At 68.7% G+C, this 24,241-nt stretch carries 20 protein-coding genes; 10 read left to right on the forward strand and 10 right to left on the reverse strand.

Features of this window, described 5'->3' with window-relative positions; translation table 11 throughout:
- The first annotated feature begins 273 nt into the window (after nucleotides 1–273).
- Nucleotides 274–747 (forward strand): MarR family winged helix-turn-helix transcriptional regulator, encoded by a 474-nt coding sequence (locus OHA88_RS01735; protein WP_328623897.1) that lies wholly within the window; start codon nucleotides 274–276, stop codon nucleotides 745–747.
- A gap of 299 nt (nucleotides 748–1,046) precedes the next feature.
- Here the strand turns inward: OHA88_RS01735 and OHA88_RS01740 are convergent, their stop codons facing one another.
- Nucleotides 1,047–1,427: a hypothetical protein gene (locus OHA88_RS01740; RefSeq protein ID WP_328623898.1), complete on the reverse strand. Its 381-nt coding sequence runs from the start codon at nucleotides 1,425–1,427 to the stop codon at nucleotides 1,047–1,049.
- A 435-nt stretch (nucleotides 1,428–1,862) separates the two neighbouring features.
- Here OHA88_RS01740 and OHA88_RS01745 point away from each other — a divergent pair, with 435 nt between their 5' ends.
- Both OHA88_RS01745 and OHA88_RS01750 read left to right on the forward strand, forming a co-directional pair.
- Nucleotides 1,863–2,303, forward strand: coding sequence for a hypothetical protein (locus tag OHA88_RS01745; protein WP_328623899.1), 441 nt, complete (start codon nucleotides 1,863–1,865; stop codon nucleotides 2,301–2,303).
- A 643-nt stretch (nucleotides 2,304–2,946) separates the two neighbouring features.
- Nucleotides 2,947–5,748 carry a helix-turn-helix transcriptional regulator gene (locus tag OHA88_RS01750; RefSeq protein ID WP_328623900.1) on the forward strand — a complete coding sequence of 934 codons (2,802 nt, stop codon included), beginning with the start codon at nucleotides 2,947–2,949 and terminating at the stop codon, nucleotides 5,746–5,748.
- A gap of 77 nt (nucleotides 5,749–5,825) precedes the next feature.
- On the opposite strand, the gene OHA88_RS01755 is transcribed toward OHA88_RS01750, so the two are convergent.
- The gene (locus OHA88_RS01755; protein ID WP_328623901.1) at nucleotides 5,826–6,578 is read right to left on the reverse strand and encodes a type 1 glutamine amidotransferase; all 753 of its coding nucleotides are present in this window, start codon (nucleotides 6,576–6,578) and stop codon (nucleotides 5,826–5,828) included.
- 549 nt (nucleotides 6,579–7,127) lie between these two features.
- Here OHA88_RS01755 and OHA88_RS01760 point away from each other — a divergent pair.
- Nucleotides 7,128–7,883: an SDR family NAD(P)-dependent oxidoreductase gene (locus OHA88_RS01760; RefSeq protein ID WP_328623902.1), complete on the forward strand. Its 756-nt coding sequence runs from the start codon at nucleotides 7,128–7,130 to the stop codon at nucleotides 7,881–7,883.
- Between the two features lie 144 nt (nucleotides 7,884–8,027).
- Complete coding sequence (locus OHA88_RS01765; RefSeq protein ID WP_328623903.1) at nucleotides 8,028–8,915, forward strand: ABC transporter substrate-binding protein; 888 nt, start codon at nucleotides 8,028–8,030, stop codon at nucleotides 8,913–8,915.
- 56 nt (nucleotides 8,916–8,971) lie between these two features.
- Here OHA88_RS01765 and OHA88_RS01770 read toward each other — a convergent pair whose 3' ends face one another.
- On the reverse strand, nucleotides 8,972–9,676 hold the full coding sequence (locus OHA88_RS01770; RefSeq protein ID WP_328623904.1) for a 2-phosphosulfolactate phosphatase: 705 nt from the start codon (nucleotides 9,674–9,676) through the stop codon (nucleotides 8,972–8,974).
- Nucleotides 9,677–10,078: 402 nt separating this feature from the next.
- Between OHA88_RS01770 and OHA88_RS01775 the strand changes: the two genes are divergently transcribed.
- Nucleotides 10,079–11,263, forward strand: coding sequence for an RNA-guided endonuclease InsQ/TnpB family protein (locus OHA88_RS01775; RefSeq protein WP_328623905.1), 1,185 nt, complete (start codon nucleotides 10,079–10,081; stop codon nucleotides 11,261–11,263).
- Between the two features lie 103 nt (nucleotides 11,264–11,366).
- Here OHA88_RS01775 and OHA88_RS01780 read toward each other — a convergent pair whose 3' ends face one another.
- Together OHA88_RS01780 and OHA88_RS01785 are read right to left on the reverse strand one after the other, a co-directional pair.
- The gene (locus tag OHA88_RS01780) at nucleotides 11,367–12,014 is read right to left on the reverse strand and encodes a class I SAM-dependent methyltransferase (protein WP_328623906.1); all 648 of its coding nucleotides are present in this window, start codon (nucleotides 12,012–12,014) and stop codon (nucleotides 11,367–11,369) included.
- Nucleotides 12,015–12,365: 351 nt separating this feature from the next.
- The gene (locus tag OHA88_RS01785; protein WP_328623907.1) at nucleotides 12,366–12,818 is read right to left on the reverse strand and encodes a hypothetical protein; all 453 of its coding nucleotides are present in this window, start codon (nucleotides 12,816–12,818) and stop codon (nucleotides 12,366–12,368) included.
- A gap of 930 nt (nucleotides 12,819–13,748) precedes the next feature.
- Here OHA88_RS01785 and OHA88_RS01790 point away from each other — a divergent pair.
- Together OHA88_RS01790 and OHA88_RS01795 are read left to right on the forward strand one after the other, a co-directional pair.
- On the forward strand, nucleotides 13,749–15,242 hold the full coding sequence (locus OHA88_RS01790; RefSeq protein WP_328623908.1) for a cytochrome P450: 1,494 nt from the start codon (nucleotides 13,749–13,751) through the stop codon (nucleotides 15,240–15,242).
- Between the two features lie 1,509 nt (nucleotides 15,243–16,751).
- Nucleotides 16,752–17,783 (forward strand): 7-epi-alpha-eudesmol synthase, encoded by a 1,032-nt coding sequence (locus OHA88_RS01795; RefSeq protein ID WP_328623909.1) that lies wholly within the window; start codon nucleotides 16,752–16,754, stop codon nucleotides 17,781–17,783.
- A gap of 272 nt (nucleotides 17,784–18,055) precedes the next feature.
- On the opposite strand, the gene OHA88_RS01800 is transcribed toward OHA88_RS01795, so the two are convergent.
- The 5 genes from OHA88_RS01800 to OHA88_RS01820 are packed head-to-tail and all read right to left on the reverse strand — an operon-like array spanning nucleotide 18,056 to nucleotide 23,098.
- Nucleotides 18,056–19,324: a cytochrome P450 gene (locus OHA88_RS01800; protein WP_328623910.1), complete on the reverse strand. Its 1,269-nt coding sequence runs from the start codon at nucleotides 19,322–19,324 to the stop codon at nucleotides 18,056–18,058.
- Nucleotides 19,321–19,935, reverse strand: coding sequence for a GTP-binding protein (locus OHA88_RS01805; protein ID WP_328623911.1), 615 nt, complete (start codon nucleotides 19,933–19,935; stop codon nucleotides 19,321–19,323). Before OHA88_RS01805 ends, OHA88_RS01800 begins: the two co-directional genes overlap by 4 nt.
- Entirely contained in the window at nucleotides 19,916–20,287 is a 372-nt protein-coding gene (locus tag OHA88_RS01810; protein WP_328623912.1) for a DUF742 domain-containing protein, read from the reverse strand. Before OHA88_RS01810 ends, OHA88_RS01805 begins: the two co-directional genes overlap by 20 nt.
- On the reverse strand, nucleotides 20,284–20,694 hold the full coding sequence (locus tag OHA88_RS01815; RefSeq protein ID WP_323181295.1) for a roadblock/LC7 domain-containing protein: 411 nt from the start codon (nucleotides 20,692–20,694) through the stop codon (nucleotides 20,284–20,286). Before OHA88_RS01815 ends, OHA88_RS01810 begins: the two co-directional genes overlap by 4 nt.
- Before the next feature lie 4 nt (nucleotides 20,695–20,698).
- Nucleotides 20,699–23,098, reverse strand: a complete 2,400-nt coding sequence (locus OHA88_RS01820; RefSeq protein WP_443044343.1) for an ATP-binding protein — start codon at nucleotides 23,096–23,098, stop codon at nucleotides 20,699–20,701.
- A gap of 425 nt (nucleotides 23,099–23,523) precedes the next feature.
- Here OHA88_RS01820 and OHA88_RS01825 point away from each other — a divergent pair, with 425 nt between their 5' ends.
- Together OHA88_RS01825 and OHA88_RS01830 are read left to right on the forward strand one after the other, a co-directional pair.
- The gene (locus tag OHA88_RS01825) at nucleotides 23,524–24,015 is read left to right on the forward strand and encodes a DUF2975 domain-containing protein (protein ID WP_328623914.1); all 492 of its coding nucleotides are present in this window, start codon (nucleotides 23,524–23,526) and stop codon (nucleotides 24,013–24,015) included.
- A complete protein-coding gene (locus OHA88_RS01830) occupies nucleotides 24,015–24,236 on the forward strand; it encodes a helix-turn-helix domain-containing protein (RefSeq protein WP_328623915.1) in 222 nt (73 codons plus the stop codon). The genes OHA88_RS01825 and OHA88_RS01830 overlap by 1 nt, the downstream gene beginning before the upstream one ends.
- Nucleotides 24,237–24,241 lie beyond the last annotated feature (5 nt).

The following is a 24,241-nucleotide window of genomic DNA, read 5'->3' on the forward strand; positions in this document are numbered from 1 at the left end:
CTCGAGCTCGACCTGCACTTGAGCTCGAACCCGCGCTTGAGCTCGACCTGCGCTTGAGCTCGACCTGCGCTTGAGCTCGACCTGCGCTTGAGCTTGACCCGCGATTGCACCGCACAGGACCGGCCCGTCGGCCAGTTCTGTTTTCGCGGGCCGGCGGCGGGCGAGAACCGGCGCGACCTGATCCAGCCTATTAAGTGTGCACAATATAATGTTGAGCATGTAAGTTTTGGGGTATGCTAACTATGCGTGAAAGATTCGCGCGGAGGAGGAGTCATGATGAGCAAGATCGAGACCGGTGCCGGACAGGGCGAGACCGCCGAGGTCAGCCTGCTCCTCGAGGACCAGATGTGCTTCGCCCTGTACGCAGCGCAGCGCGCGGTGACCAGTCGCTACCGCCCGCTGCTGGAGGAGCTCAATCTGACCTATCCCCAGTACCTGGTGATGCTGGTGCTGTGGGAGCACGGCGCCCTCCCCATCAAGTCCCTGGGCACGCTTTTGCAGCTCGACTACGGCACCTTGACCCCGCTGCTCAAGCGCCTGCAGGCTCACGGGTTCATCCGGCGCGAGCGCCAGGCGAGCGACGAGCGCTCGGTGCAGATCACCCTCACCGAGCAGGGGACCGAGCTCCGCGAGCGCGCTCTCGCCGTTCCCGTCGCCATGGGGGAGGCTGTCGGCTTGGGCCCTCGTGAGATCGAGGATGCCAAGTGCTTCCTCGAGCGTCTGACAGCCAACCTCTCCGCAGCCTGACCCGGCTGCCGCCCGTCACTGAATCGCCGCCCCGTCCACGCTCGAGCATCCACCGCCGGTCCGCCACCTGCGCCCTGCGCCTCGCGCTCCGGTATCAGCCGGGACCGCGAGGTTCGGCGCAGCTGCCACTGAAGCGGCCGGGCTACGTGTCTCGCTGAGCGCCGGGCGCGCCCGCTCGGCGCAAGAGCCATTTCCGAGGTGACGTCGCCCCGAGCCCCGCGGTGAGAGAGCCGCATCGCTCAGCGCCGGCTTTCCCGTGCCCCCGCTCCCCCACCCGGCCCGTGCTCCGGCGCGGCCGGCTACCGCGGGTGGATGTTGCGAGGTCCGGCCACGTACATCCCGCTCTCGAGATCGGTGCCGCTGAAGGGGATGACGTCGCGGTGGCGTCCGCCGTGCGTCCACACGCTGCGCTCTGCGACGACGCCCACCAGCACATGCGCGAGTAGCGCGAACCGTCCGGCACAGGCTTCTCCCCCGGTCCGCTGCGCCCGCTTGCGCCCGCTCCTGGACGGCCACCGGACCGGCGGGACACCGATGCCGCCCGCCCGCACGAAGGCACGGGCGGCGCCCCGTGGCCCCGGGCGGCGACGGCGCGCAGGCGGCGGCGATCTCCTCGGTTGTGAGCCCGGAGCCCGACGGCCTCGCCGGGGCGGGGCATCGGCGAGGATGCGTTCGCGCATCGCGGCATCCTCCTCGGGGAGGGGCACCCCGACGCCCTGTCCGTCGCCGGCCGACGCCGGCGTGCACTGAGGGCCGTTGACCTCCGGGCAGCGGCGTGAGGGTCGTCAGGTCGACCGCCCCGAGCGATGGCCGGTACACGCCGGTCACCGTGCGGGAGGCGGCGTAGCAGGTGAAGTGCAACCGGGTCGTTCACGAGCAGGAACAGCCCAACTGTCCCTTTTCTACCGATTTGGTGTGACAGGTCACAGGAAGCGCTTCCGTTCCTGTGACATCGCTGGTCAGGCGCGTCGCGCCCATGATCCATCATCTCTTCCGCGAGCGAATCACTCACTTGTAACTTGTACACGAGGTAATTTCGCTCTAGGGTTTTGATGTGGCGCCGGACAGTCCGCATCCCGGAGCCGTCACCGACGCATCCGACAGGGAGATCACCGATGAACCGCAAGCTCAAGAGCCACTCTTTCCGGACATACGCCGCCCTCGGAACCGCCGCCGGTGCGGCAGCGCTGGCCCTGATGGTCACCACGCCCGCCGGCGCCACCGAGGCGACCGAGATCGAGTCTCACCACCCGGGCGCCAAGCCGCCGGTGGTGCTGGTGCACGGCTCCTTCGCGGACTCCTCCAGCTGGAACGGCGTCGTCAAGGATCTGAAGCGCTCCGGCATTGCGGTCATCGCGCCCGCCGACCCGCTGCGGGGCTGCTGCACAGCAACGTCGACCAAGAGTGCGTACATCAACAGTGCGTACATACCGCACGACCGGGCCGAAGCCCGTGAGCAAGCAACCACCACTCAGGCCGGGGCCGTATCCCGACCGTGCGGGGAGGATGGATCCGGCAGGCCGAGGCCGATGCTGGCGAGTGCGATGGCCGGCTGACCACCGACGAACTGGAAGAACCGGCCCAGCTGCGGCGGGAGATGAGCCGGCCGCGCCGGGTGAGCGAGGCCCAGCGCACCGCTGAAGGAGCCCCGCGCATCCTCATCCGCCCCTGGGGCCCCGCCGAATGGCAGGACTGACTCTCGCCGCCCACGACCTCGGCCGGCTCACCGTCAACGGCCTCACCGGCGAGCCACCGTTCCTGGGCAGTGAGCAGGAGTGAGTCCTGACTCACCGGTGCGCCCCGAACGGTGTTGGGCGCGCTGGTCCTCCGCTTTCGCATCCTGGTCGGCGACGCATATCCCGTATGCGGTCCGTCCCGGGCGGGCGGAATCCCTACGACCTGGCCATATGGGCGTGGCCAGAGGCGACAGGGAGGCCCCGAACCATCTCGCTGGTGACACGGGGGCCCCGACCGCCGACGCCACACCCGGCGTCCCAGATCGCACCGAGAACATGACGCACACCCCACCAGACACACCCACCGACCGTCACACCGTTCACTCAAACGTGCCCACGTTCGCCAAAGCGGCTTGTGTGCCCAGCAGTTGTGAACCCCACCTTCGACGCGCGGCGGCACGCGGCCGTCGAACCTACCTCGCCCAGCCCCCCTCTGACCCACGAACTGCGATGGGAGCGTGTGATGACCGGCAGTGACTCCTTCAAGCACGGTACGGCCGGCCCCCTGGTCGGCCGGGACAGTGACCTGCGGCGGATCCGTGACCTTCTGGGCCTCGGGGCCGGGGGTGGAGCATTGCTGCTGTCGGGAGACGCGGGAGTCGGGAAGACGGCAGTGCTGGACGCTCTTGCCGAGGAAGCCCACGCGCAAGGAACCCGGGTTCTGCGTGCTGCCGGTGTGCAGTGCGAGGCGAACTACAGCTACTCGGGTCTCAACCAGGTCCTCTATCCGTTCCAGGACGCACTCGGTGAACTGCAGGCACCTTTTCGTAGCGCCCTGCACGTCGCGCTCGGCTTCGAAAGCGGCTCACCTCCGGAACGGCTGATCGTCTCCAACGCCGTACTGCTCCTGCTGCGAACGATCGCCGACCGCACCCCGCTTCTGCTGATCGTCGACGATCTCCCCTGGATCGACCGGGCGAGTGCGGCCGTACTGGGTTTCGTCGCGCGACGGACGACCGGCATCCGCGTGAGCCTCCTGGCCGCGTCGCGTTCCGGAGCGCGGAGCCTGTACGACGGTGGTGCCCTGACCGAATACCGGCTGCAGCCGTTGGACGAAGCGTCGGCGGCCCACCTGGTCAGTACAAGATTCCCGGACCTGGTCGCCGGCGCCCGCCGGCACCTGCTGGCGCTGGCGCATGGCAACCCACTGGCTCTGCTGGAGCTGCCGTCCGCGTTGCCCACGGCGCCGGGCCCGGCCGGCGAAGTCCCCGCCGTGCTGCCGCTCAGCCGGCGCCTGGAGACAGTGTTCGGCTCCCGGGTCACCGCTCTGCCGCGGCCGTCGCAGTGTCTGCTCCTGGTGGCCGCGCTGGAAGGCACGGGCGATCTCGGGGTGCTGCAGGCGGCCACGCGGCAGGCGAACGCCGGGTACGGCCTGGACGACCTGGCGCCCGCCGAGCGTGAGCAACTGGTCCACATCGACGAAGGAGTACGACGGCTGAGGTTTCGTCATCCGCTCATCCGTTCCGCGGTGGTGGGGAACTCCACCAGCGGCGAGCGGCGTGCGGTGCACGCCGCGCTCGCCCACGTCCTGGTGGACCAGCCCGAACGGCGGGCCTGGCACCTGGGCGAGGCGACCCTGGAACCGGACGAGAACGTGGCCGCCCTGCTGGAGCACGCGGCGCGGATCACTCTGCGCCGCGGTGACGCCGCGGGCAGCATGCGCACACTGATCCGGTCCGCGGACCTCACCCCGCCCGGCCCCGACCGCGCCCGCCGGCTCGCCGAGGCGGCCTACGTCGGCGCCGAATCCACCGGCGCGCTGGCAAGCGCCCAAAGGCTCCTGGACGAGGCCAGGCGCGCGGCCCCCGATCACAAGAACTCCCTGCACTCGGCGGCAGCAACTGCCTTTCTCCTCCTGAACGGCGACGGTGACATCGACACAGCCCACCGCCTGCTGGTCTGTGCCATCGAGACGGGAACCCACGCGTACGACGCCCAGGACAAGGCGCTCGTAGACGCTCTCGACACGCTTGCGCTGATCTGCTTCTTCGGTGCCCGGCACGACCTGTGGCAGCCGTACTACCGGGCGCTGGAGAAGCTGACGCCCGAGGTGCCCGTGGTCCTGTCCGCGCTGGGCAAGACGTTCTCCGACCCGGCACGCACAGGTGCCGCGGCCCCGGAGGAACTCGACGAGCTCGTGGCGGAACTGGCCGGCGTGACCGACCCCGTCCAGATCACGCGGGCCGGCACGGCAGCCCTCTACCTCGACCGGCTCGGCGACGTCCGCGAAGCGGCCTGGCGTGTGGTGCGCATGGGACGCAACGGCGGCCCGGCCCGCCGGTACCTGGCCGCTCTGATCCACCTGTGCCTGGACGACTACCTCACCGGGATGTGGGACGAGGCGGCGCAACTGGCCGACGAGGGGGTCCAGCTGTGCGAGACACACGGCTACACCGCCTTCGCCTGGTACTTCCTGTACATCCAGGCGATCGTGGGTGCCGCCCGCGGGGAGGCGGACGAGGCGGAGGCGACAGCCGAGCGGATCATCCGCTGGGCCGTGCCCAGAGGAGCGTCCTGCGCCGCGCACCATGGCCATCACGCCGCGGCCGTGGCAGCTCTGGGACGCGGTGACGTTGCCGGCGCATACGAGCACGCGACCGCCGTCAGCCCGGCGGGGAGTCTGGCCTCACACGTACCGCATGCTCTGTGGGTGACGATGGACCTGGTGGAGGCGGCGGTCAGGACCGACCGGCAGACGGAGGCAGCCGGCCATGTCCGCGCGATGCGCGAGGCCGACGTGGCCGCGATTTCTTCACGGCACGCCCTGCTGACGGAGGGCTGTGCCGCCCTGTGCGCCGCCACCGACGACGAAGCTCTCCAGCTGTTCGCGAAAGCCCTGGCGGTACCCGGTGCGCAGCGGTGGCCGTTCGACTTCGCCCGCATCCAGCTGGCCTATGGCGAGCGGTTGCGGCGCGGCAGGGCGACCATCGAATCCAGGGGGCCTCTCAGCGCCGCGCTGTCCGCGTTCGAACATCTCGGAGCCCGGCCATGGGCGGAACGTGCCGAGGCGGAACTGCGGGCCGCCGGCTGGAGCAGGCGGCGCACCGAGGCGTCGAAGGTGCATACGCTCACGCCCCAGGAGCTGGAGACAGCCCGGCTGGCCGCCTCCGGACTGACCAACAAGCAGATAGCGGAGCGTCTGTTCCTCTCCCACCGGACTGTCGGTACCCATCTTTACCAGATCTACCCGAAGTTGGGCATCACGTCCCGTGCCATGCTGCGAGACGCCCTGGAATCCGGGTCGTGGTCGCAGGGCAGGCATTGAGGTGCTCTGCCGGCTGACGCCGGGAGATTCCTGCTTGTCCTGCGGCGGCGGGCTCGGCGGGCTTCGCGCGTAACGGTCTAGAGGTTGGCGCGTTCCACGAAGAGGTTCCGCAGGTGGGTCAGGCTCCGCTCGGCCAGCGGGCGCAGGGCTGTGGCGGCTGCGCGGGCGTCAGCTTGCAGCCGGGCCGTGGCGTCGGGGCCGAGGGCGTGCCTGGCCTCGGTGGCGAAGGATGTTTCGGCGAGCCAGTCGTCCAGAAGGCCGGGAGTGACCTCCAGGTGGAACTGGAGGCCCCAGGCGGCCGGGCCGGCCCGGAATGCCTGGCACTGGGTGGTGTCGGTGCGGGCCAGGACGCGAGTGCCGGGAGCGGGCACGATGCGGTCGCCGTGCCAGTGGAGCACGGCGGGGGCGTCGGCCAGCGGGCCGACGACCGGATCGTCACGGTCCACGCCGTACAGCGGGGACCAGCCGATCTCGCGTGGGTGGCCGAGCTCGGCACCTGTGCGTACAGTCAGGCCGTGGGCGCGGGCGAGGAGTTGGGCTCCCAGGCACACGCCCAGCGTCGGGGTCCCGGACCGCAGCGCGTCGGCCAGCAGCTCCCGCTCCCGCTTCAGGGCCGGATGGCCTGCCAGGTCATCGGCGTTCATGGGACCCCCCATCACGACCAGTCCTGCCAGGTCGGATACGGGCGGCAGTTCGCTCGCTGAGGCGTCCCGCCCGTCGACCAGGTTCCGGATGTCGATGTCGAGACCGCTGCCGTCCAACGCGTCCAGGATCAGTCCGGGCTTTTCGACCTCGATGTGCTGGAGGACGAGGACAGTGCGCGCGGGCATGGCGGCGGTCTCCTCGCAGGAACGGGGAATCAGGGACAGGAGGGACATCCATCCTAAACATGGCAGGTCACCCGGGGCCGGACAGGCGCAGCCGGTGCGCATCGCGTGCCATGGCTCGATCCTGCACCGCGTTTGTCAGGGACGCGGGACGGCGGCACGAGGGGCGGGCGTGGCCGTGAACGCGCCCCGGCCCCGGTCGCGCACCCGGGCCGCCGGTCCAGCTCGCACCGTCGTCGCAGGGCGCCTCGACTGTGAGCTTGACGGTCTTCCGGGGCGGCAGGCCGTCCTGACGGCGCACCTCACGGCATGGTCGCCCGTCGCCGTGCCTCGGATTTCGTCGCCGGGATCGGTCTTCTTGTGCGGTGCCACCGTGATTCCGACGGTGCAGTCGCGCTGCTCGGGACGGCGATCGGCCGGGCCGGGGTAGGGGTGTGACCGCGCCCCAGCGGTGGTGCACGCGGGTGATGTTCAGGTCCCGGCCGGGATCGACGATGAACGGCTTGGGGCGGTCATGCCGACGGCCCGCGATGATGAGCAGGAGGTGGGACTGTGACTGGGGCAACGGGCAGGGTGGCACTGGTGACAGGCGCCGGCAGCGGAATCGGTGCGGCCACCGCGCGCCTTCTGGCCGCGCGAGGGATGCGCGTGGTGGTCAACTACCTGCGCAGCGGCAAGTCGGCCGAAAAGGTCGTGGCGGGCATCGAGGCCGCGGGCGGCCGGGCCATGGCCGTGCAGGCCGATGTGCGCGAGGCAGCGGCGGTCGAGAGCATGGTCGAGCAGGTCCAGGCGGCATGGGGCGGCGTTGACGTGCTGGTGCACAACGCGCTGATCCCGTATGCGGTCAAGCCGTTTCAGGACATGACGTGGGAAGAACTGGGCGGCAAGCTCGACGCCGAGATGCATGCGGCGTTCCTGGTCACGAAGGCTGTCCTGCCCGCCATGACCGGACAGGGCTGGGGGCGCATCATCTATCTCGGTACCGGCCTCAGCCGCCGGCCCCGGGAGGGCATGATCGCACTGGGCACGGCCAAGGCCGCACTGGAGCAGTTCGCCCGGTACGTCGCCCAGGAACTGGGCCCGCAGGGGATCACGGTCAACGTCGTCGCGCCCGGCCCGGTGGAGTCCCGCATGGCGGATGACGTGTTCGACGATGCGCACAAGCAGCGGCAGGTGGCCGCTACTCCCCTGGGCCGCCTGGCGTACCCGGCCGACGTCGCCCAGGCGGTCGCCTTCTACGCCGGTGAGGACAACGCCTTCATGACCGGCACCACGGCCGCGGTCAACGGCGGAATGTCGATGGACTGACGCCCCGCTGTCCCCCGCGCACCGGGTGCGTACCGTCCCGGTCCGGCACGCACCCGGCGCACCGCCCCTCCTTCGGGACCATGGGCCGCAGCGCCCGCGTCATGCGCGGGCGCGTGACGGCGGCACGATCAAGGAAAACCATTCATGCACACGATCGATCTCGCCTACGTCGGGCGGGGCCTGCACGAGGAGCTGGCCGCCTACATCGCCGATCAGCAGGACTACTACGCCGACGAGGGCGTCCACGTCGCGCTGCGCGACGGCTGCGCCTGGGACGAGGAGCGGCTGCGCCGCGGTGTCACGATCGGGCTCGGCCGGGCACTGCTGTCCCGACTGACCGACGGCATCCCCTGGGTCGCACTCCATGTCAACACCCACCGCCCGCTGTTCTGGTTCCTCGCCCGCCCCGGCCTGGCCTCCCTGGCCGACCTGGCCGGCCGGCGGCTGGCGGTACACGCCCCCCACACCGCACCCGGGTGCTTCACCCGGATCGTGCTGCGCCGGGCCGGCCTCGACCCGGACCGCGACATCCACACCGTCGTCCGCTCGCCCGGCGACTACGGCATGGACCTGCGCCGGCTGCACAACGGCGAGATCGACGCCGCCCTGGTCGGCAGCACCATGGCACCGGAGGCGGTCGCCGCCGAGCACGGCTGGCAGGTGCTGGCCTGGGTCGGCGACCACTTCCAGATCCCCACCGTGGGCCTGGCCGTCGACCCCACCTGCATCCACCCGGACGCCCCCGCGGTCCAGGCCGTCGTACGAGCCCACCGGCGCGCCCTGCAGGTGATCCGCAACGACCCCGACACCACGGTGCGACACATCCAGACGTTCCTCGGCGGGCACACCTCAGACGAAGCCCGAGCCCACTACGAGAGGTTCGTCGCACCGTATTTCACCACCGACGGCCAGGCCGACCTCACGGTCGGGGCCACCGCGATCGCTGCGGTCGCCGCCGAACTCGGCGTGCCCGCCACCGTCACCGCAGCCGATTTCTACCGCACCGCCACCACGCCCGGGACATGCAGTTGATACCGCATACCCGACAGGGTGCTCGCTCCCGCATGCTGAAAGCGGACCTCACCCCGTTATCGGACCGGGTCCTTGTCAGTCAGCGAAGGCATCGTGCGTGGACGCAGGACCATGAGCGAGCCTTCCAAGGCCGCCACCATGGCAAAGGGGAACCGGTCGACCTCAAGACAGAGCGCGACGTCATCAGGATGGACTCCTTGACGCACCCCCTGCGCCAGTTCGGCGGCGGCGCGCGACTCGGCAGCGCGGCGGAGGAACTCAGCAGCGTCCGTCCCGGCCTCGGTGGTCCTGCGAGCGATGTACTGAGCACACGCCAGATCTTCATCGGCCTGCCCGTCGTCGCCAGTGACCACGAACGTGACACTGTCACTCTTGCGCGTCCGCAAGAGCTGAGCCGTTGCCTCCGCCACCACGAAGCTGGCGCACAGCACCAGGTGCGCCTCCTTGACCGCAAGGGCGCCGACCGTCCCTGCCGTGGTTTTCTGCACAACGGTCCGTCCGCCGACGTCAACGGACCGCAGCAGGCCCGGGGAGTTGACGGTGTCGAACCCGGGCGCGGGCGGACCGTCTTTGAGCGCCACCCAATCCGGGTGGCGAGCCTTGAGCGCCAGGGCTTCGTCCAGCGACTCAGCAAGAACGATCTTTTCCGCCCCCTGGGCAAAGGCCCAGGCAGCCACGGTGAAAGCACGCATGACGTCGACCACGACCGCCACGGACGGGGCTTCGACCAGATCAGCGATACCGAGGAAACGCGTGCCCATTCCGATCATGATCGCGCATGCCCGACCCGAGACACCCGGACAGTGATGCGCATCACGTCGAAGGGCTCGCAATGCAACACCTCCGGCTGCCTGCGTCGCGAACGCGGTCCGCGACGACACGCCCGCTCCATCGCCACACCGGTGACCTGCGCACGGTCTCTGCGGGCACAAGGCGCATCGTCGTCCCCGATGCCCTCATGAACGGCCTGCCACCGCACATCACCGAATGCCTCCGAGGATGCCCCGGCCTTCAGGCCGGGGAGGAATCGGACTCCTGCGGAGCAGGGCAGGGAAAGCCGGATCGCCGCCAGGGCGATCGGGCTTCCGCCCACCGCGACGGTGCGCTTCCCCACCGTGGTCAATTGTTCTCAACTGTCGGTCCTCCCCGATAGGTTGATATGCATGACGACAGCGGCAGAGACGGCAGGTGACGGGCATGCCCGGTACACCTACCGGCTGCGCGTGTCGTCGACCGCAGCCTCCGCGCTTGAAGCGGAATGGGCGCGATGCCGGTGGATCTGGAACGAGTGCGCGGCCAGGTCGAAGAAGGCGCACGCCGACGACGAGAAGTGCGGGCCGGCCCGGCTGGACAAGATGCTGACCGAGGCCCGTACCGCGATGGCGTGGTTGCGCGAGGGCAGCTCGGTGCCGCAGCAGCAGATCATCCGCGACTTCGCGAAGTCCCGCGCCAAGGCGCTGAAGGACATCAAGGCCCGGTTGCCGATGCGGCAGCGCGCCGGGATGCCGAAGTACAAGAAGAAGCACCAGACGGACCCGAGTTTGAACTACACGCAGCGCGGGTTCCGACTCAAGGATGGGCGTCTGCATCTGGCCGGCGGGATCAGCCTGACGGTGGTGTGGTCGCGGGACCTGCCCAAGCCGCCGTCTTCCGTGCGCGTGTACCGCGACAGCCTCGGACACTGGTACGCGTCGTTCGTCGTCGCGACCACCACCGAGCACCTGCCCGCGACGGGCCGTGTGATCGGCATTGACTGGGGCGTGAAGGAAACCGCCACGACGACGTCCGACGCACACGACCTTCCCCACGCGCAGCACGGGAAGAACGCCGCCCAGCGCCTGGCGAAGTACCAGCGGATGATGGCCCGACGCCGCCCAGCGAAGGGGCAGGCCGGATCGAAGGGCTACCGGCACGCGAAGCGGCAGACCGCGAAGCTGCACAAGAAGGTCGCCAGGCAGCGTCAGGACACCGCCCATAAATGGGCCAAGTCCGTTGTCCGCGACCATGACGCCCTTGCGGTTGAGGACTTCCGGCCCAAGTTCCTGGCCAAGTCGACCATGGCCCGCAAAGCTGCCGACGCCGCGATCGGCGCCACCAAAGCCGCACTGATCGAAATGGCCCGCAAGCACGGGCGCACCGTGCACCTGGTCAACCCCGCGCACACCACCATGGACTGCGCACCCTGCGGAGCGAGAGCCAAGCACCGCCTACCTCTTTCCGAGAGAACGTATACGTGCACCGTGTGCGGAACCGTCTCGCCCAGGGACAAGAACTCCGCCCACGTGATGCTCGTCCGGGCTGGTCTCAACCCGGCTAGTGCTGATCTTGTAAGCCCTGCCACCTGCTAGGTGCCAGGCGAGGTGAGCTAGGAATCCCCCTGCTTTAGCTGGGGGAGGATGTCAACCAAGTGATCTACGGACACACCCGCACCGGCACTGCCCCTTTCCTGGGCTAGGCCTTGCGGGCGAGCAGTTGAATTTCCTGGAACTGCCGTCGGTCGGTGGGCTGAGGCTCGCGAACCATCCTGGCCACCTCGGCCAACCCCGACTTGCGCAGCATCGCGGCGAGGTGATCAGGCGACCACCGATAGGCCGGTACGACCGCGTGATCGAAGACCTGCGTCGGGTGAGACGGATCATCGCTTGCCGAAAAGCCGACCAGAAGGTGGCCGCCAGGCGCCAGCACACGGTGGAACTCCGCGAAGACGGCAGGGAGTTCCTCCGGCGGAGTGTGGATGATGGACCAACGTGAGAGCACGCCGCCCAGCACACCGTCGGCGATGTCCAACGCGGCCATCGAGCCCACGTCGAACCGCAGGCCCGGATAGGCCTGCCGAGCCAGCTCGATCATCGCGGGAGAGGCATCGACACCGAACGCCGCCAGCCCCAACTCATCCAGATGAGCGGTGACATAGCCAGGTCCGCACCCCAGGTCCGCGACCTGACTGTCCCCACTCGCACTGACGACCTCGGCGAAGGCGCTCAAGATCGCACGGTCCAGGGGCCGCTCACGCAGCGTGTCGCAAAACAGTTGCGCATAGCTGGGGGCAGCAGCGTCGTAGGCCTCGCGGGTGGCACTGAGAACATCATGTTCGACCATGCTCGCAACGGTAGTTCCCGCGCCGAGGCGAGCCGAGAGAATCACGATCTTCCCTCCCGCCCGCTCGACCGGGCTGTCGCCGGCTCACAGAGGCCTTGCGTCCGCCGCTGTGTGCTTCGCCCCGAGCCGTCCCGGTGTGGCCGGCTGGTGGAGATCCGCGACCACCTCATCACCCGCACCGCCGGGGCCGGGCGCGAAGGCCGGCCGGGCGAGGCGGACGGCCTGCGGGGCCGGCCTCGCCGGCGCGGAGGACAACCGTGCCCCGCTCGACCGCAGACCCAGCCCCGTCAATCCCGGGATCCCCGCTCTGCCCTCAGCTTCGAGTCCGCAACGGGCTCCGAGCGATGAGCGCTACTGCAGTGCGCTCCTCAGCGCAGGCACTGCGGGCCCTGAACTCGTGGAAGGGACCTTCCAGTAAAAAGCGACGCCGTCGCCATCGCCGTAGACGAGCGTGCCGCCCCTCTCGGCGGCGGTGATGTCGAAGGCAACGGTCTCGGCCTGGTAGGTGTGGGGCCGCACGGCCGGGCCGCCCTCACTGAAACCGACGGGAGCGATCTTTCCCGCACCCTTCCCCTCCCCCTGCTCGACGGTATGCCCGCCGGGTGTCTTCCACCTGAAGCCACCACTGCCGGCCGTGGTCTTCACCGCGGCCTTGCCCCGATTCATGGCCTGGAAGGTGACAACGGCGAACAGACCGCGCTCGGGGGTGCCAAAGCTGGTCCTGTCGGTATAGACGACGGTATCCGGGGTGATCTGCACCGTCCCCCTGCCCTCGGCACCGGCGGTGTCGGCGCCCTGGCCCAACCTGAGAACAGCGCGCGGACCGGGCTGCCGATGGTTTGTGCCGTCGCTGCCGGTACACGCGGTGAGACTCAACAAGCCCGCCCACTGCTGCGAGCGTGGACGCTGTGACGATGCGGCGCATGATTCCTCTGGCTGGGAGCAGGCGAAGAAGTAGACAAGTCTGCTCCACACCGGCACGTCAGCTGAATCAACGTTGCCCTGTTGTGACCAACAAGGCGATCCTGACGGGCACTTCTCACCGCCGTACGACAACGAAGCCGGCCCGGGCAGGACGAGCCGTCAAAATACGTACTTCGGCGGCCGGCACAGAACACGAACGACCACATCGGTGACGACGAAGTACCCCGGGCCCACCCAACCGTCCTCTTTGCTCACGAACCGCGGACCGACCTCGCGAAAGCAGCAACGGAACACGCGGCGGCACAACAAAGCCCCAGCGGCCAGCAGGACCCCAGCGGCAACAACTGCACCGACCGTCACGGCGAGCCGGACCGCCTGGATCCTGACGACATTCTCTCTACGCATCGCACCAGCCTGCCGAACCGCAGAGACTCGCCCACCGCTCTCGCCGGAAGGTGTGCCAGCGCCCCGTTCTCACCTCCGCAGCCGGCGGCCCGGTGGGCGGTGAGCGGTGGGCGATGGCGGGGGCCGATCACATGGTCTCCCGCGCCGGCCCGTGTCGGGTGCGGCGGCACACACCGCCTCCGCACGGCCCTGGCGCAGGCCGCTGACGCAACCACGCGAGCAGGGCCGGCCGTGTGCCGCGGTGAAAGCACAGGGCCCTGACCTGCCCGAAGACGATTTCCATCAGCCCCACGTGAGTGACCCGTGCATGTAACGCAAAGGTCTCCGTCCAACGGCATTCCATGATCGCGGCGTGGGAATGGTCCGGGCGTTTGACGATGACCCCCACAAGGAGTGATCCGCCCCATGAGCACCCCCGCCTCGCCGGCAGCCCCCACGCCGGCCGCACCCGGCGCCCTCCCGCTGATCGGGCATGCTCTCCAGCTCGCCCGCCGGCCACTGCCGTTCATGACCTCACTTCGCGAGCACGGCAGCGTCGTGCGCATACGTATCGGACCCACACCCGCGTTTGTCGTCACCGACCCCGCCCTGACCCGCAAGGTCCTGGTGACCGACTCCGCGCATTTCGTGAAGGGCGGCAAGATCATTGACGCGCTGCGCATGTTCTTCGGTGACGGGCTCGCCACGGTCGCCGACGGCGATACGCATCTACGCAACCGGCGCCTGATACAACCCATGTTCAACAAGGCCCACATCGCCGATCGCAGCGCCGCGATGATCGACCAAGTGCGAGGCGTGGTCACTGCTTGGCCCGCGGTTGTGCCACGCGACGTGTACGCGGACATGAACGAGGTCGCCCTCTCCGCGTTCCTGGTCGCCCTGTTCGGCGCACACCTCCCCGAGCACCTGGAGGGCGAGTTCGTCACCCTCATGCCCGAGATCATGAAAGGGGCGATCCGGCAGACGATCCTGCCGCCCTGGATCACTCGCCTCCCGCTGCCCGCCAACCGCGCGCACGCGGACCGTGTGGCACGGCTACGCACTCTCATCGACCAGGCGATCGACCACCACGCCGACCGGTCCCCGGGCCCACCCCCCTCAGCCGACACGCCCTCAGCCGATGCGGTCCCAGCCGATGCGCAACGGTGCCCGCATGCCGCAGCCCGGACCAAGGACCAGGGCGGACTCTTCACGACCCTTCTGACCGCCGAGGACCCCCTCACGCGGCAGCAACTGCAGGACGAGGCCATCACCTTGCTGACCGGAGCGATCGAGACCACCGGCACCACCCTGGCCTGGACACTGTACGAGATCACTCGGAGCGACGAGATACAAAGGCGCCTGCGCGAGGAACTCACCGCCGCCTGCGGTGACCGCCCCCTGCGCTACGACGACATCGCGCAACTCCCCTACGCCCGCCAGGTGCTGCAGGAAACCATCCGCAAGTACGGGCCGGCCTGGATGGTGACCCGCACCGCAGCCCGCGACATCGACCTCGGCGGCCACCGCATTCCCCAAGGCGCAGACATCGTGTGGAGCCCCTACCTCCACCAGCACGACACCCGCTACTTCCCCGACCCCGACACATTCGACCCGGACCGCTGGACAGCCGAGCGCGCACCCGCCGCCCGCGGTTCGTTCCTCGCCTTCGGCGACGGACGCCGCAAGTGCATCGGCGAGAACTTCGCCTGGGCCGAACTCCAGATCATCCTGGCGAGCATCCTCCAGACCTGGCCTTCCTTCACACTCACCTCCCGCCCCCCTCGCGCGCAGGCCGTCGTCACCGTCAAACCGGACACCCTGACCATGGCGTACCACCCGCAAGCACCATCGATGTCGCAGACAAGCACCGAACAGGCCCGCCCGCCACAGCCTCAAAAGCCCCAGCCGAAGCAATAAACGATGGGCACACCAGGGGAACGTGAATACCGGCTCAGCTCTCCCACCCCCTACCGGCCGCGATCCAACCCCACCGGCAAAACACGCACCTCAGGGCCCCGACACACGGAACACCCCCTCGAGACCCCCGGCACACGGAACACCCCTCGGGACCCCGACACACGAAGCACACCCCTCAGGGCCCCGGCACACGGAACACACACCTCGGGACCCCGGCACACGAAGCACACCCCTCGAGACCCCCGGCACACGAAGCACACCCCTCGGGGTCCCGAGGGGCGGAGCGCCGGGGGGGGCAGGGAGGCGGGCAGTTTCGACCAGCTGCCCGGCCCGACGGCACGTCGAGAGCATCCCCAGCGCTCCGGAGGGCCACCACACGCCTCACCCTTGCCTGTCCCTCAGGCTGCCACCGTGCACGGCCGGATACCTGCCGCACTGCCCGTGCCGCGGGCGATGTCCCACACACCGCCGCGCCCGGTGTCCTGCCCGCACCGTTCGGCCATTTGCTTGGCTGACCGAGGGGGCGGCCAGAGCCCCGACGGTGGTCTGGAAACGGGTGCCGATGAGCGCACCTGCGGCACTCAGGACCGGCGCCGCGGCCACGCCACGGCCCATCAAAAGCGATCGAAGACCGCCGGGCCGTCAGCGTGCCGCGGGAGCACTTCACCCGGGGCACTGCGCGTGCCCTCCACTCCGGGGAGGCGTACCAGAAGCCGCAGCGACGGAAGGACCGGCCGACCTGGTCTGTGAGCCAGGTCGGCCTCGACAAACGACGGTGCCCTCGAGCGCTGACCGGGCCGGCAGCTGCGCCGGAACCGGGCTGGACCCGGGAGCCATGACTCCGGACATACGGGCTCGCCCTCATCGGCCAACCGGAACGGGACCGGCCGGAACGGAGCCGACCGGAACGGATCCGGACGGAACGGAGCCGACCGGAACGGGACGGGACGGCCGGGACGGGACGGCCGGGACGGAACGGGACGGCCGAGACGGAACGGGGACGGGGACGGGACGGGGACGGGACGGGGACGGGACGGGGACGGGGACGGGGACGGGACGGGACGGGGCCGACCGGGACGGGGCGGCCTTGCCTTCCGGTTCCGCGGCAGCGCGCTCTTCCCGGGCGTGGCGGTACTGGCTGCTTTCCGGCGGTCCCGGCTGTTACGGAGTCCGGGTCGTTCACACCCATAGTTCAACGGTGGTCCGGCAGATGACGCCGGGCGTACGCGCCCCCGAGGCATCCCGGGCCCGAGCGCACCGGGTCCCGGCATCCTGCTTCACCTGCTTCACCTGCGGCCGGGTGAACCGAGCCGCGTCCCGCGCGACGTCACACCCGCATCACGCGTTGCAGATCTCACGGCATAGATCGTTTAGGCTCTGGGCAGTCTCGAGACGTACTTGAGTCGTCAACTTCCGGCTCAAAAGGTGCAGTTCGAGTCAGTGGGCGTCAATTCAGATCGCCCTTTCGCAGGGGCGGGGGCCTGTGAATCGTCGCAAGAGAGGACGGCAATGCCGCAGGACATCACATTCGACCTCCCCTTCAAGACTCCCGTGAGCGAGCATCTCCAGTACGCCCGGGAGCGCCACCTGCGCTGGGTGTGGGAGATGGGTTTGGTACGCAGCCAGGCCGGGTTCGAGGAGTACCAGTCCTGGGACCTTCCCCAGGCAGCGGCACGAACCTACCCCCACGCCTCGGCCGACGACATGGTCGTGCTGATGAACTGGTTCTCTCTGGCCTTCCTGTTCGATGATCAGTTCGACTCCGGGAGTCCGGACCGCGCGGACCGTATCGCCGAGGTCGCACGGGAGTTGATCGCCACCGCGCTGCGTCCCGCCGGGACCGCACCCCGCGTGGTGTGCCCGATCACCGTGGCCTGGGCCGAGGTCTGGGCCCAGCTCTCCGATGGCATGTCCCTGACGTGGCGCAGCCGGTTCGCCGCCTCCTGGGGGCGGTTCCTCGTGGCGCACACCGAGGAGGTGGACCTGGCGGCCCGGGGCCTTGCGGGAACGCTCGGACTGCAGGAGTACGCGGAGTTCCGCCGCCGCACCGTCGGCATCCACCACAGCATCGACGCGGGCGAGCGCAGCCGCGGCTTCGAGGTACCGCCGCAGGTACAGGCGCACGAGCTGATGGTCAGGATGCGGGATCTGGCCGCGGACACCATCGGGTTCATGAACGACATCCACTCCTTCGAGCGCGAGAAGCGCCGGGGGGACGGCCACAACCTGATAGCCGTGCTCCACCGGGAGCGCAGCTGCAGCTGGCAGGACGCCGCCGCGGAGGCGTACCGGATGACCACCGACTGCCTCGAGGAGTACCTCGAACTCGAGGCACGGATACCCGAGATGTGCGAGGAACTCGGTCTCCGCTCCGACCAGCGGGTCCAGGTGTGGATGGGCGTGGAGGCCATCCAGCACTGGATCAACGGCAACTACGAGTGGGCACTGACCTCCGGCCGGTATGCCGCGTCGAAGGAAGGCCCCGCCGCCACCGCCGAGTTGGCGGGCAAGGGCTCGCTCGACGATCTGCTCGCGGTATAAGACAAGACCCCGCCTGCTCTGCCCGGCCGGCACGCCCGGCCGGGCAGAAACCCATCACCCACCAGCAGCCTGGCCAGCACCGCACCCGATCAACAGCAACCACCAGCAGGCACCGACCACCGGCCGGTATGCCGCGTCGAAGGAAGGCCCCGCCGCCACCGTCGAATTGGCAGGCAAGGGTCCGCTCGACGAACTGCTCGCGGTATCAGACAAGACTCTGCCCGGCCGGTATGTCCGGCCGGGCAGAGACGGATCACCCACCGGTGGTCTGGTCAGACGGCGGCGGTCTGTGCCGCGAACTCGACCGGGAGACTGTCCAGGCGTGCCTCCCAGGTGGAGGCGGTCGAGGTGAGGTCGTCGGCCGGCACGGCCAGGCGCAGTCCCGGCAGCCGGTGCACCAGGACGTCGACGGCCGTCTCGATGATGGCCTGGCCGATGTTCTGGCCCGGACACTCGTGCGCGCCGCCGCTGAACGCGAGGTGCGACTGGTTGCCCTGGATGGAGACCCCGGTATCGGGACGGATCTCCGGGTCGAGGTTGCCGGCGGTGAGCCCGAGCACCAGCAGGTCGCCCTCCTTGATGTGGTGACCGGCGAGTTCGAGGTCAGCGGTGGCGAAGCGCCCGGGCAGGACCGCGAGCGGCGGGGTGTTCCACATCACCTCTTCGACGACCGTGGTGATGTTGAGCTGTCCGCTCACCAGCCCCGCGAGCCGGGAGGTGTCGGTGAGGATCAGCTGCAGCACCCGGGCCAGCAGATTACTGGTGGTGGTGTGCGCGGTGATCAGCACCAGCCGCAGATGGCTGAGGATCTCGTCGTCGTCCAGGCCGGCCTCGTGTCCGAGCAGCCCGGTGGTGAAGTCGGAGCCCGGCTCGGCACGCTTGCGCTCGGCGAGTTCCCCGAGGATCTCCATGATCCGGTCGTTGTGGGCGAGAGCTCCCTCACCGCCCTTGATGACCTGGGCACAGGAGACGGCAAGGTTGTGCCCCTCGGCCGCCGGGAGCCCGAACAGCCTGGTCAGTACGAGCATCGGCAGGTACTCGGCGTAGTCGCCCACCAGGTCGGCGCCACCCGCGTCGGCGAACGCGTCGATCTGCCTGTTCGCGAAGTGCGTGACATGGCGGCGGATGCCGCGGCCGGCGAGAGTCTGCAGATTGTCGGTGACCGCACCGCGGAGCCTGCGGTGCGGCTCACCGTCCTGGGACACGCAGTCGGGGCGCCAGCCCAGCATCGGGATCAGCGGCGAGGTGGCCTCGACACGTCCTTCCTTCCAGTCCCGCCAGATACGCGAATCCCTGCTGAACTGGCGGGGGTTGTCCAGCACCCGCCGGTTCTCGCGGTAGCCCAGGACCAGCCACGCCGGGATGTCGCCCTCAAGGAGTACCGGCGCCACCGCCCCGTGCTCCTTGCGCAGCCGCCCGTAGATGCCGTGCGGGTCCAGTGCCGCGTCCGGCCCGTACAGCCGGGTGAGATCGCCGGCGCCGCCGTGCGCGACAGGGCAGCCACCGGGAGCGGAGGAGCCATGTGTGAGCTGGTCGTTCATCGAGGCTCCACAACAACAGCAGCGGCGGCGGAGCGTTCCTTCAGATGGCGTATCAGCGCGACAAGGACGTCACGGCTCGACGCCCGGTCCCGGGCATCGCACGCCACGATCGGGGTGTGCGCAGAGATGTCCAGGGCGTCACGGATCTCCTCGATCGGATGCTCCTTGGAATCGGGGAAAACATTCAGCGCGATAACAAAGGGGACGTCCTGCCGCTCCATCTCCTCGATCGCCCTGAAACTCGACGCCAGACGACGCGTGTCCACCAACACCACCGCCCCCAGAGCCCCCTTGAACAGACCGTTCCACAGAAACCAGAACCGCTCCTGGCCCGGCGTCCCGAACAGATAAAGCACCAACTCGTCGTTGATACCGATCTTCCCGAAATCCAGACTGACGGTGGTCTGCGTCTTGTCCACCACACCGATCAGATTATCGACACCGACACTGGCCTGAGTCAGCGTCTCCTCGGTCGTCAGCGGCTCGATATCGCTGACCGACCCCACCATGGTGGTCTTTCCCGTGCCGAACCCGCCGGCGATCATCACCTTCACCGAGCGGGTCCCGCCGCCCGACCTCTGGTCGGGATGATCAAAGCCTTTGAAGTCCACTGAGTACCTCCTCAAGGAGCGCGAGGTCGGGCCCGCGGCCGGCGCCTGACGCCGGGATGGGATTACGGGCCTCGACGCGGCCTGCGTCCAGCAGATCGGCCAGGAGCACCGCGAGAATGTTGAACGGCAACCCGAGATGGGCGCCCAGTTCGGCCACCGACAACGGATCACGGCAGCGCCGGATGATCTCCTCGTGCTCATGCTGCATACCCGGGGCGGCAGCAGCGCGCGCAACGACAAGAGTCGCCACGTCAAGACTCGCCGCGGAACCGCCCGGCCCGCTGCGGCCACCGGTAAGGACGTAGTAGCGCTCAAGACCGGACGGGTCCGTGGGACGACGGGAAACACTCATCCAGAGTGCTCGTCCAGGCGAGCAGTGGTACCCAGGAGCTCACCCATCCTGCGGGCCAGATCCCTCATCTGATGACCCAGAAGACCCTGATCAAGACCCTCCCTCGCCAGCACCCCGAGATACGTCTCCACACCCGCCCGCACCACGAACAAATGACCCCCGTCGACCTCGATCATCGCGAGCCGCAGCTGCCCCGCATACTTCGGGAACTGCTTGGCCACCGGCTGGGCCAACGCCTGCAACCCCGCGACCACAGCCGCGAACCGGTCCACATCATCGGGGTCCTCGGCACCATACGAAGTGATCGCCTTACCGTCACTCGATGCCACGAGGGCGAAACGAATCTCCTTGATGCTCTCCGTCAGATCACGGAGCGCCCAACTCACATCGGTTCCCTGTTGCGTCATGGGACTAGTCGCTCTCTTCAGTGCGGTGCTCGTTCAACTCGCGTACGACAGCCATCTCGCCATCCAAAACCCGCTCACCATCCACAACCGGGACACCATCCACAACCGAGACACCGCCCGTGACCGGAACACCATCGACGACCGGGGTGCGGTCCGTGACCGGAACACCATCCGTAGCCGAGGCACGGTCCGTGACCGGAACACCATCCGTAGCCGAGGCACGGTCCGTGACCGGAACACCATCCACGGCCGAGGCGCGGTCCGTGACCGGGACACCGCCCGTGACCGAGGCGTTGTCTGTGACCAGGGCGTTGTTTGTGACCGGAACACCATCCACAACCGAGGCGCCGCCCATGACCGAGGCACGGTCCGTGACCGGGACGCCGCCCGTGACCAGGGCGTTGTCTGTGACCGGGACGCCATCCAAGGGCGGGGCACCATCCACGACCGAGACACGGTCCGTGACCGGGACGCGGTCCGTGACCGGGGCCCGGTCCGCCGGGACACCATCCAAGGCCGGAGTGCGGTCCGTGACCGGGACGCCGCCCGTGACCGGGGCGTTGTGTGTGACCGGGGCACAGTCCGTGACCGGGTCGCCGCCCGTGACCGGGGCGTTGTCTGTGACCAGTGCGTTGTTTGTGACCGGGACACCGTCCATGACCGAGGCACGGTCCGTGACCGGGACGCCGCCCGTGGCCAGCGCGCCGTCCGTGACCGGGACGCGGTCCGTGACCGGGGCGCCGTCCGTGACCGGGGCCCGGTCCGCCGGGACACCATCCAAGGCCGGGGTGCGGTCCGTGGCCGGGGTGCGGTCCGTGGCCGTCTCATGCGGCGGACCGCTTTCCCGCCCGGCCGTGGCAAACGCGGCAAGGCCCGCGAACGACGCATCGGGCGGCACCGCGGCCACGCTCTGCCCACGGACGGCACCACCGGGCTGCGGACCCACAAGGTCGTTACGGATACTGCGGCGCCTGGGCAGCCCACCGGGCGTGGTGTCCACCGCACCAGACGTCTCCACCGCCACCGTGCGCACCGGCTCCGCCACCGCCACCGCGGCCGGGGCCGGGGCCGGGGCCGGCCCGCTCACCACAGCAGGCAACTGGCTGAAAAACTTGTGCGGCACGACCACAACCACCGACGTGCCCAGCCACGGCGAGTCCGCGAAAGTCACCCGGATCCCATAACGACGCGCCAGAGCCCCCACCACACGCAGACCCAGATTCGCGTCCTCCGAGATACCACCGAGACCCGGGCCCCTCGACGTACCCGCCAAGGACTGCTCCGCCTCGCGCTTCTTCTCCTCGCTCAGCCCCTTGCCCGCATCCTGGATCTCAATACCGACCCCGTTGGGCACCTCCTTACCGGAGACGACCACAGCCTCGGTCGGCGGCGAGTACCGCGCCGCGTTATCCAGAAGATGCGCAAAAATCAGCGTGAGGTGGTCCACCAGACCCCCGTCAACACCCAGTTCAGGCAGATGACGGACCTGGACACGATCGAAATCCTTGATCCGGCCGATACCACCACGCACCACACTCAGCAGCCGCTGCGGCTCCTGCCACTGCCGCCCCGGCCGGTCCGAACCCCCCAGCACACCGACACTGGCCGCCAGACAGTCAGCAGGACCGATCTCCTGGTCCAACTCCATAAGACCCCGGGCCACCACAGGCAACCGCCCGTGCTCACCCTGCATCTCATGCAACCGCCCACGCAACTTACTCGTCAGCACATGAATCCGGCTGCCGATACTGATCACAGCCTGCTCCGCCGACGTCGACCGGTCGAACTCCTCCTCCACACCGATCAACGCAGTCCGCAGAACCTTCCGCAACTCCGCACCCAACTGCGGTCCCGCATCCGCGTCCCGGCCGACCTCCAACAAAATGTCATCAATGGCCTCCCCCTCCCGCAAACGCTTCAACGCATCAGGCAAATACACATCCCCGAGCCTGCCCACCACAGCCCGCTGAACAGCAAGCCGCTCCTCCCACACCCCCGCCTGCGCCACCACACCAACCTCATGCGCCCGCGCCAACTCAACAAGCCGAGCCTCGAAATCCCGGGCCTGCTCGACCAGTTCCGCACGCAGACCCGACCGCTCACCCCCGAAACTCCTCTCCAGACCCGCCACATGCTGCTCCCACTGCCGCGACAACTCAGCCTGCGACCGGCGGAAACCCTCATCACCACGCCGCAACTGCCCCCGAGCACGCACCAACAAACGCACACACACAGCACTGGCCGCAGTAGCCGCCACACCCACAAACGTCGCAGGAACCTGAACCTGATCAGGACCCCCGACCACCGCAGCGACCGTCCCAGCCCCTAAAGCCAACGGCATCAACCACCAGCTATACGAAACAACCAACGCACGCCCCGCCGAAGGCGAAGAGGCAAGTTCCATCTGCATCCTTCGAAGCAAACGACCGAACAAAAAAGACAACACACACCAGACACCACACGAAACACAACGCGAGACAACCCCACACACCCACGTCAACCCGCAGCGCCACAACCGACCCTATCGGGTCCCACACCAAAAGGATCAACCCCCACCACCCACCAAGACACACCACGACGCACGCCAACCACACCCACACAACCCACCCAGCAACCCCAGGGCTTCGGCGAACTTGCGTGGCGTCCGTTTTGCGCTCGAGCGAGGCCGGCTTCGACAAGATCAAGACGGTTCGCGCGAACGCCATGCCATGGGAGGAGGCGGCGACGTCCCGCCGTGGCGCGAAACCACCGCCCACTCACCGCCCCAGCCCTTGCTTCACCTATCGATATTCGATAGATTCCCATCGTAACTCGATGGAGGGATGGGTCATGGGAAAGCTGACAGTGCGTGCGCTGCGGGCCGTGCTCGTGGTGGTGCTCGCCGGCACCGTGTTCGTACAGGCAGGAATGGTGTGGGCGTTGGCCAGCGGGAGTGACCCGGAGGACGGGTCGCTCCCGCTGACCCCACTGCGCGTGATCACGATCCTGGGCATGGTGTCGGTCCAGGTCGCCCTGGTCTGCGTATGGCGGCTGGTGGCAATGGTGCGACGCGGAACCGTGTTCTCCCACGCCGCCTTCCGGTACGTGGACGTCATGATCGGCGCGATCGTGTCGGCTTCCCTCGTATGGTTCGCCGTCACGGCCCTCAACGCGCCGGGCCAGCGGGACGACCCGGGCGTCACCGTCATCATGGGCGGGGTCGGCATGGCCATCCTGGGGGTCGCACTCATGGTCCTCGTGCTGCGGATGCTGCTCGCCCAGGCCGTCGCGCGCGACGTCGAAGCAGCGAAGATGCAGGCCGAGTTGGACGAGGTGATCTGATGCCGATCGCCGTCGACATCGACGTGATGCTGGCCAGGCGGAAGATGTCCGTGGGCGAACTCGCGGACCGCGTAGGAATCACACCCGCCAACCTGGCGGTACTCAAGAACGGCCGCGCCAAGGCAGTGCGCTTCGCGACGCTCGCCGCACTCTGCGACGTGCTCAACTGCCAGCCGGGCGACCTGCTGCGCTGGGAAGCCGAGGACACCACGACCCGATGACATGC

Source organism: Streptomyces sp. NBC_00353 (assembly GCF_036108815.1).
Taxonomy (GTDB): domain Bacteria; phylum Actinomycetota; class Actinomycetes; order Streptomycetales; family Streptomycetaceae; genus Streptomyces.